At 29.8% G+C, this 6287-nt stretch carries 7 protein-coding genes; all 7 read left to right on the top strand.

Going from position 1 to position 6287, the window contains the following annotated elements:
• Nucleotides 1-20: 20 nt before the first annotated feature.
• The gene (locus tag OWK30_RS10375; RefSeq protein ID WP_423326233.1) at nucleotides 21-161 is read left to right on the top strand and encodes an SHOCT domain-containing protein; all 141 of its coding nucleotides are present in this window, start codon (nucleotides 21-23) and stop codon (nucleotides 159-161) included.
• 81 nt (nucleotides 162-242) lie between these two features.
• A complete protein-coding gene (locus OWK30_RS10370; RefSeq protein WP_423326230.1) occupies nucleotides 243-665 on the top strand; it encodes a SoxR reducing system RseC family protein in 423 nt (140 codons plus the stop codon).
• A 12-nt stretch (nucleotides 666-677) separates the two neighbouring features.
• A complete protein-coding gene (locus tag OWK30_RS10365) occupies nucleotides 678-1067 on the top strand; it encodes a DUF302 domain-containing protein (protein ID WP_423326228.1) in 390 nt (129 codons plus the stop codon).
• A 520-nt stretch (nucleotides 1068-1587) separates the two neighbouring features.
• The gene (locus OWK30_RS10360; RefSeq protein ID WP_423326232.1) at nucleotides 1588-2310 is read left to right on the top strand and encodes an ABC transporter ATP-binding protein; all 723 of its coding nucleotides are present in this window, start codon (nucleotides 1588-1590) and stop codon (nucleotides 2308-2310) included.
• The gene (locus OWK30_RS10355; RefSeq protein ID WP_423326226.1) at nucleotides 2301-4193 is read left to right on the top strand and encodes an AMP-binding protein; all 1893 of its coding nucleotides are present in this window, start codon (nucleotides 2301-2303) and stop codon (nucleotides 4191-4193) included. Before OWK30_RS10360 ends, OWK30_RS10355 begins: the two co-directional genes overlap by 10 nt.
• Before the next feature lie 107 nt (nucleotides 4194-4300).
• On the top strand, nucleotides 4301-5185 hold the full coding sequence (locus OWK30_RS10350; RefSeq protein ID WP_423326224.1) for a branched-chain amino acid ABC transporter permease: 885 nt from the start codon (nucleotides 4301-4303) through the stop codon (nucleotides 5183-5185).
• Nucleotides 5182-6234 carry a branched-chain amino acid ABC transporter permease gene (locus OWK30_RS10345; protein WP_423326222.1) on the top strand — a complete coding sequence of 351 codons (1053 nt, stop codon included), beginning with the start codon at nucleotides 5182-5184 and terminating at the stop codon, nucleotides 6232-6234. The genes OWK30_RS10350 and OWK30_RS10345 overlap by 4 nt, the downstream gene beginning before the upstream one ends.
• Nucleotides 6235-6287 lie beyond the last annotated feature (53 nt).

The raw sequence follows: 6287 nt of genomic DNA, 5'->3' as shown, positions 1-6287 counted from the left end.
TTTTTTATCTTATAAAAGGTTTGGGGTCAAATAAAAACATAGAGAAATCGAGTTCACATGAAGCCTTAAACACATTAAAACAAAGATACGCAAAAGGTGAAATAACCAGAGAGGAGTTTCTCAACATGAAAAGAGATTTGGAAAATTGGAATAACGAATAATTTTATGATTAGTGATAAAAATAAAAAATTACGATTTTTGTTAAAATTATAAAGTCAATGTAACATTCAGAGGTGAGTACAATGAGTAAATATGTAACAGCATGTGGAAAAGTTATAAGCAAAAAACAAGGAGGAAAAATAGTTGTTGCTCTTACTCCTTCAGTTGGATGTGGTAATTGCAAATCAAATGAATCTTGTGCTACTGCTCATGGTGAATTACGTCATTTTGAGTTACAAACTGATATGAATGTAAACGTTGGAGATATGGTAGAGATAGGAATACTTAAAAAAAGTGTTTATACTAATGGACTACTTGTTTACATCATGCCTGTAATAATATTATTTTTAGGCGCCCTGTTAGGAACAGTATTTGACAAAAAGTTTGCAACTAATCTTGCAACCCCACTTTTTTCAATTAGTTTTTTAGTAGTTTATTTTATTTTTTTGAAATTGCTGACAAAAAATAAAGAAAATAAATTGATAATTCTAAAGATTTTATCTTAAAGGAGGACTATTATGAGTTATTATTTTAGCAAAACAATCAAAAAAGATTTTGATAAAGCTGTTTTGGATGTAAAAAAATCTTTGAAAGAAGAAGGTTTTGGAGTTTTATTTGAACTGGATATGCAAAAAATATTTAAAGATAAAATAGGTGTTATAATGAATAAATATTTAATTTTGGGGGCATGTAGTCCAAATTTTGGTTTTAAAGCTTTGCAAACAGAACCAAACATTGGAACTATGTTACCTTGTAATATCGTTATTAGAGAACTAACTAACAAAAAAGTAGAAATTTCTGCAATCGATCCTGTTGTTCAAATGAGAATAGTTGAAAATTCAGAATTGGTTGAGCTAGCAAAGGAAGTGCAAGTAAAGATAAACAATATTATTTGTCATCTAGAATAAAAAGTTTATTTTTTTATTGAGTAGTTCATGAAAAAGAGTATAACTATTTGATAATTAACTATATATAGGTTGAAAACTTATATTTGAAAATATAATTGTTATTGTTTAATATGAGTGATTGTAAAATAATGAACTTTTCAAATGTGTAATTTTATACAAAAATCATTTTGCTAATACTTAGTATGATAATTTAAAAAAATTTGCTTCATGTCTTGCACTTTCGCTATCTTATCAGCAAAAAACTGTTTTGATAAAGAAATCTCTATGTTATCGGATGTTAAAAGTTTTATTTTTATTTAATATGTTTAATTGTATATAATACAGGATCATGGTAATTTTATAGTTAATTTTTTTATTAATGTTTAATGTTATTGAAAAATGTTAAGTTTAATCAAAAATTTTTGTTGACTATTCTTTTTTTTTGGTTTAGTTAGAATTAATAAAGTTTAATAAAAAAGTGTTTTAAAAGGGGTTTTGGTTGCTTGAACTTAATAAAGTGTATTTAAGTTTTGGCGGTATAATGGCCATTGCTGGTGTAACATTCAGCGTTAGGAAGGGTGAAATATTTTCTATTATAGGACCTAATGGAGCAGGGAAAACAAGTCTTTTAAATATGATTACAGGCATTTATTTCCCTGATAGGGGTACAGTTAAATATGAGGGAAATGATATTACAAGACTAGCTGTACATAAAAGGGCTAAACTTGGAATAGTTAGGACATTTCAAAATCTTGAATTGTTTAAAGGGATGTCTGTTTTAGAAAATTTAATGCTTTCAAGACATATTTTTATAAAATACGGTCTTTTTTCCTCTATTTTTTATTTTGGTAAAACTTTGAAGGAAGAGGTAGAACATAGAAGAAAAGTAGAAAATGTGATTGATTATTTGAATCTTAATAGTGTCAGAAAAAAATATGTATTTGAACTTTCATATGGATTACAAAAGCGGGTTGAGTTGGCGAGAGCTCTTTGCCTTGAACCAAAATTACTTCTTTTGGACGAACCGATGGCTGGAATGAATATGGAAGAGACAGAAGATATGGCTCGCTATATTCTTGATATAAATGAAGAACTAAATACAACAATAATTTTGATAGAGCATGATATGAATGTAGTTCTTGATATTTCAGATAGAATATTAGCTTTAGATTTTGGTGAAAAAGTGTGTGAGGGTACTCCATCAGAAGTTATTAATAATGAAAAAGTTATTTCTGCGTATTTAGGTGAAGAAAAGTGGATTTAAGAAAAACTTTATTAGAGTATTTTTTTTATAATTTTAAGAACAATAAAGATAAGGTGGCATTACGTGAAAAGGAATATGGTATTTGGAAGGAAATTTTTTGGTTTGAATATTTCAAAAAAGTTGTTTTACTTGCAATCTATTTTGAGCAATTTGGTATAAAGAAAGGGGATACTATTGCCATAATTGGTGATAATAAGCCTGAATGGGTAATTTCTGAGTTTGCTGCTCAATTACTAAGAGCTTATCCTATTGGTATTTATCAGGATTCTGTTGTTGATGAAGTGGAATATTTATTAAGAAAAACCAGAGCAAAAATTGTTATTGCAGAAAACCAAGAGCAAGTAGATAAAATTTTAGCATTTGCCAAGAATTATGCTTTAATTAAAAAGATAATTTATTATGACAAAAGAGGGATGTATTTATATAATGATGAGAAATTAGAAAATTTTGAAAACATTGTTAATAAAGATTTAGATATTAAAATACTAGAAAAATATTTTGAAGATAAATTGAGACTGGTTGAAAGTAATGATGTAGCAGTTATGTGTACCACTTCTGGTACCACTTCTAAACCTAAAGTAGCAATGCTTACACATAAAAATTTAATATTTATGTCTTCAAGTTTAGCGAAAGCTGATCCAAAGTATGAAACTGATGAATTTGTATCATTTCTTCCTTTGCCATGGATAGGGGAACAAATGATGAGTGTGGCAAGTGCTCAGATTTTTGGGTTTGTTGTTAACTTTCCGGAGAGTTATGAAACGGTTGAACATGACATGAAGGAGATTGGACCTCATATTATTTTTTCACCTCCAAGAGTTTGGGAAAATATGGCTTCTTCTGTATTTATGAAGATGATGGATTCTACACCGTTTAAAAACTTTGTTTTTAATAAATGTATAAAGATAGGTTATGAATATGCAGATTTAAAATTTCAGAGGAAATCTCCTACTTTGTTTCAAAAAATTAAATACAACTTAGCTTATTTAATACTTTTTAGAAAATTAAAAGAAAGGTTGGGTTTTAGTAATTTGAGAAGTGCTATGACTGGGGGAGCAGCTCTTGGTCCTGATACTTTTAGGTTCTTTCATGCTATGGGTATTAATTTAAAACAAATTTATGGTCAGACAGAGATTTCTGGCATTTCCTGTATACATAGAAATGATGATATTGATTTCACCTCTGTAGGTAGGCCAATTGAAGGCACCGAAATAAAAATTACTAATGATGGAGAAATAATATCAAAAAGTCCTGCTGTTTTTGCTGGTTATTACAAGGATGAAGAGGCTACAAATGAGGTATTGAGAAATGGTTGGCTTTATTCTGGAGATGCCGGTTATTTTGATGAAAACGGGAAATTGGTTGTTATTGATAGAAAAAAAGATTTAATGTATTTATCAAATGGTATTATGTTTTCCCCGCAATTCATCGAGAACAAGCTAAAGTTTAGTCCTTATATTAAGGAAGCGGTGACATTTGGTGATAAAAGGGATTACATAACTGCAATCTTAAATATTGATATGGGAATTGTGGGAAAATGGGCCGAGAACAATAAAATTGTTTATACAACATATACTGATTTGGCAGCGAAAGATAAAGTATATGAACTTGTTGCTGATGAGGTTCGTAAGGTAAATAATGGATTAAAGGATGATCATAAAATTAGAAAGTTTATTTTGCTCTACAAAGAGTTGGATGCAGATGATGGTGAGTTAACAAGAACAAGAAAAGTTAGAAGAGGTTTTATAGAAGAAAAATACCAAGAGATTGTTGATGCTCTATATTCTAGCAAAAGAGAAATAAATATCGTTGCAACAATTAAATTACAAGATGGTAGGGAGAGAAAAATTAATACTGTTTTGAAAATATATTTTTTAGAGTAGTATAAGGTTGTTTAATTACTAACTTTTGAGCGTTACTTAGATATAATATAATGGTTGCTGTGGTTATAGGATGATGCAACCTACCAAACACTATGGGGTAGTTAAAAATGGAACTTTTTTTTAATCTTCTTGTTACAGGGCTGGTTGTGGGGAGTATATATGCCCTTTTAGCTTTAGGTTTTACACTAATCTACAAATCTACTGGTGTTGTTAATTTCGCTCATGGAGAATTGCTTTTGTTGGGTGCATATGTATGTTTGCATCTAACAGTAAGCTATAAAATTCCTTTTATTCCTTCTTTTATATTAACTTTTATTTTTATGTTTTTATTTGGTTTTATAATTGAAAGAGTATTTTTACGTAGAATGATAGGGGAGCCAATTATAGCTATAATTATGCTTACTATTGGTCTTTCTTCATTACTCAAGTCTGTGGTTCAAGTATTTTGGGGAACAGATACAAGAGTTTTTCCGAAGGTTTTTCCTAGTGAGCCAGTGAATCTTTTTGGGATTAAAATAAGTCTTGTATATATATATTCTGTAATAAGTGTAGCTGTTTCATTGATAGTTTTTTCGGTTTTTTTTAAAAAATCTAAAGCAGGAGTAGCAATGAGAGCTGTAGCCAGTGACCAGCAAGCTGCTTTGTCAATGGGGATTGAGATAAAAAAGGTTTTTGCACTTGCATGGGCTATTGCAGCAGTTGTTTCAGCTGTTGGAGGGGTTTTTGTTGGCAATATCAATGGAGTTAATACGAATCTTTCACAATTTGGACTCAAAGTATTTCCTGCTGTTATTTTGGGCGGGCTTGATAGTATTACTGGGGCAATTATTGGAGGAGTGATTATTGGTATATTGGAAAATTTTGTTGGTGGCTATGTTGACCCTCTTATTGGTGGTGGAGCTAAAGAAGTTTTTCCTTTTATATTTATGATCATAGTTTTGATGATAAAGCCTTATGGACTTTTTGGCACTGAAGAGGTAGAAAAAGTATGAATTATATCAATTGTGGAAATTTCAAAACCAGTTATGAGAAAGATTTTGCTCTTTATCAAACAACCTTTTCTAAAATTATATTAACAATTTTTATTATTTTTTTATTTGTTTTTCCTTTTGTTGCTACAGATTACTTATTGTATATTTTCAATCTTATTTTTGTTTCAGTGATTGGTGCAATAGGATTAAATATTTTGACTGGTGCTACAGGGTTGATTTCATTGGGGCATGGAGCCTTTATAGGTGTTGGTGCTTATGCCACTGGTTATTTGTACAATAATTTTAATACTAATTTTGTCATAGCAATATTGTTTGGTGGTTTTGCAGCTGCAATTATTGGTAGCATTTTTGGTATTCCATCTTTAAGATTAAAGGGGTTGTATTTGTCTATTGCCACATTAGCTGCTCAATTTATTTTAGAATTTTTATTTGTTAGAATGGAAGGGGTTACAGGTGGTGTTACTGGTTTATCTGTGGATTATGCGAAAATGTTTAATATTGAAATAGATGATGATTTTAAGTTTTATTATCTAGGTTTAATTTTTTGTATTTTAATGACAGTTTTTGCTGTAAATATAATGAGAACTAAAATTGGTAGGGCTTTTTTAAGTATAAGGGATAATTATATTGCTGCAGAGGTTATGGGGGTAAATATTTTTCATTATAAAATTTTATCTTTTGCCATAAGTAGTTTTTATGCTGGAGTTGCTGGGGGGCTGTGGACTTTCTATACAACAATTATTACTCCTGAACATTTTACAATAGGTGTTTCAATCCAGTATCTTTCAATGATTATAATCGGTGGACTTGGAAAAGTTCTTGGCAGTATTTTTGGAGCTGTTTTTATGACTGTGTTGCCTGAGGTGTTAAAATTGATATCAGATTTTCTCTCACAGTATTATCAAGATATTACACAGCTGTTTGCTTCAATTAGAGAAGGCGTTTTTGGTTTGGTGATAATTCTGTTTTTAATGTTTGAGCCCGAGGGACTTTATAGAAGATGGAAATTAATAAAAGCGTATTGGAAACTTTGGCCATTTTCTTATTGATGATTAAAAAGTTATAAATAAGTTGTCAAAGCAAACGCCAATAACTTGGTGTT

The sequence above is a fragment of the Deferribacter abyssi genome (assembly GCF_049472655.1).
In the GTDB taxonomy this organism is placed as follows: Bacteria; Chrysiogenota; Deferribacteres; order Deferribacterales; family Deferribacteraceae; genus Deferribacter; species Deferribacter abyssi.
Note: the sequence above shows the minus strand (reverse complement) of the source record. Positions and strands in the feature narration are given on the sequence as shown.

Excerpts from the sequence above, each read along its gene's own strand:
- OWK30_RS10370 (WP_423326230.1), top strand. The coding sequence starts at position 243 with ATGAGTAAATATGTAACAGCATGTGGAAAAGTTATAAGCAAAAAACAA.
- OWK30_RS10365 (WP_423326228.1), top strand. The coding sequence starts at position 678 with ATGAGTTATTATTTTAGCAAAACAATCAAAAAAGATTTTGATAAAGCT.
- OWK30_RS10360 (WP_423326232.1), top strand. The coding sequence starts at position 1,588 with ATGGCCATTGCTGGTGTAACATTCAGCGTTAGGAAGGGTGAAATATTT.
- OWK30_RS10350 (WP_423326224.1), top strand. The coding sequence starts at position 4,301 with ATGGAACTTTTTTTTAATCTTCTTGTTACAGGGCTGGTTGTGGGGAGT.
- OWK30_RS10345 (WP_423326222.1), top strand. The coding sequence starts at position 5,182 with ATGAATTATATCAATTGTGGAAATTTCAAAACCAGTTATGAGAAAGAT.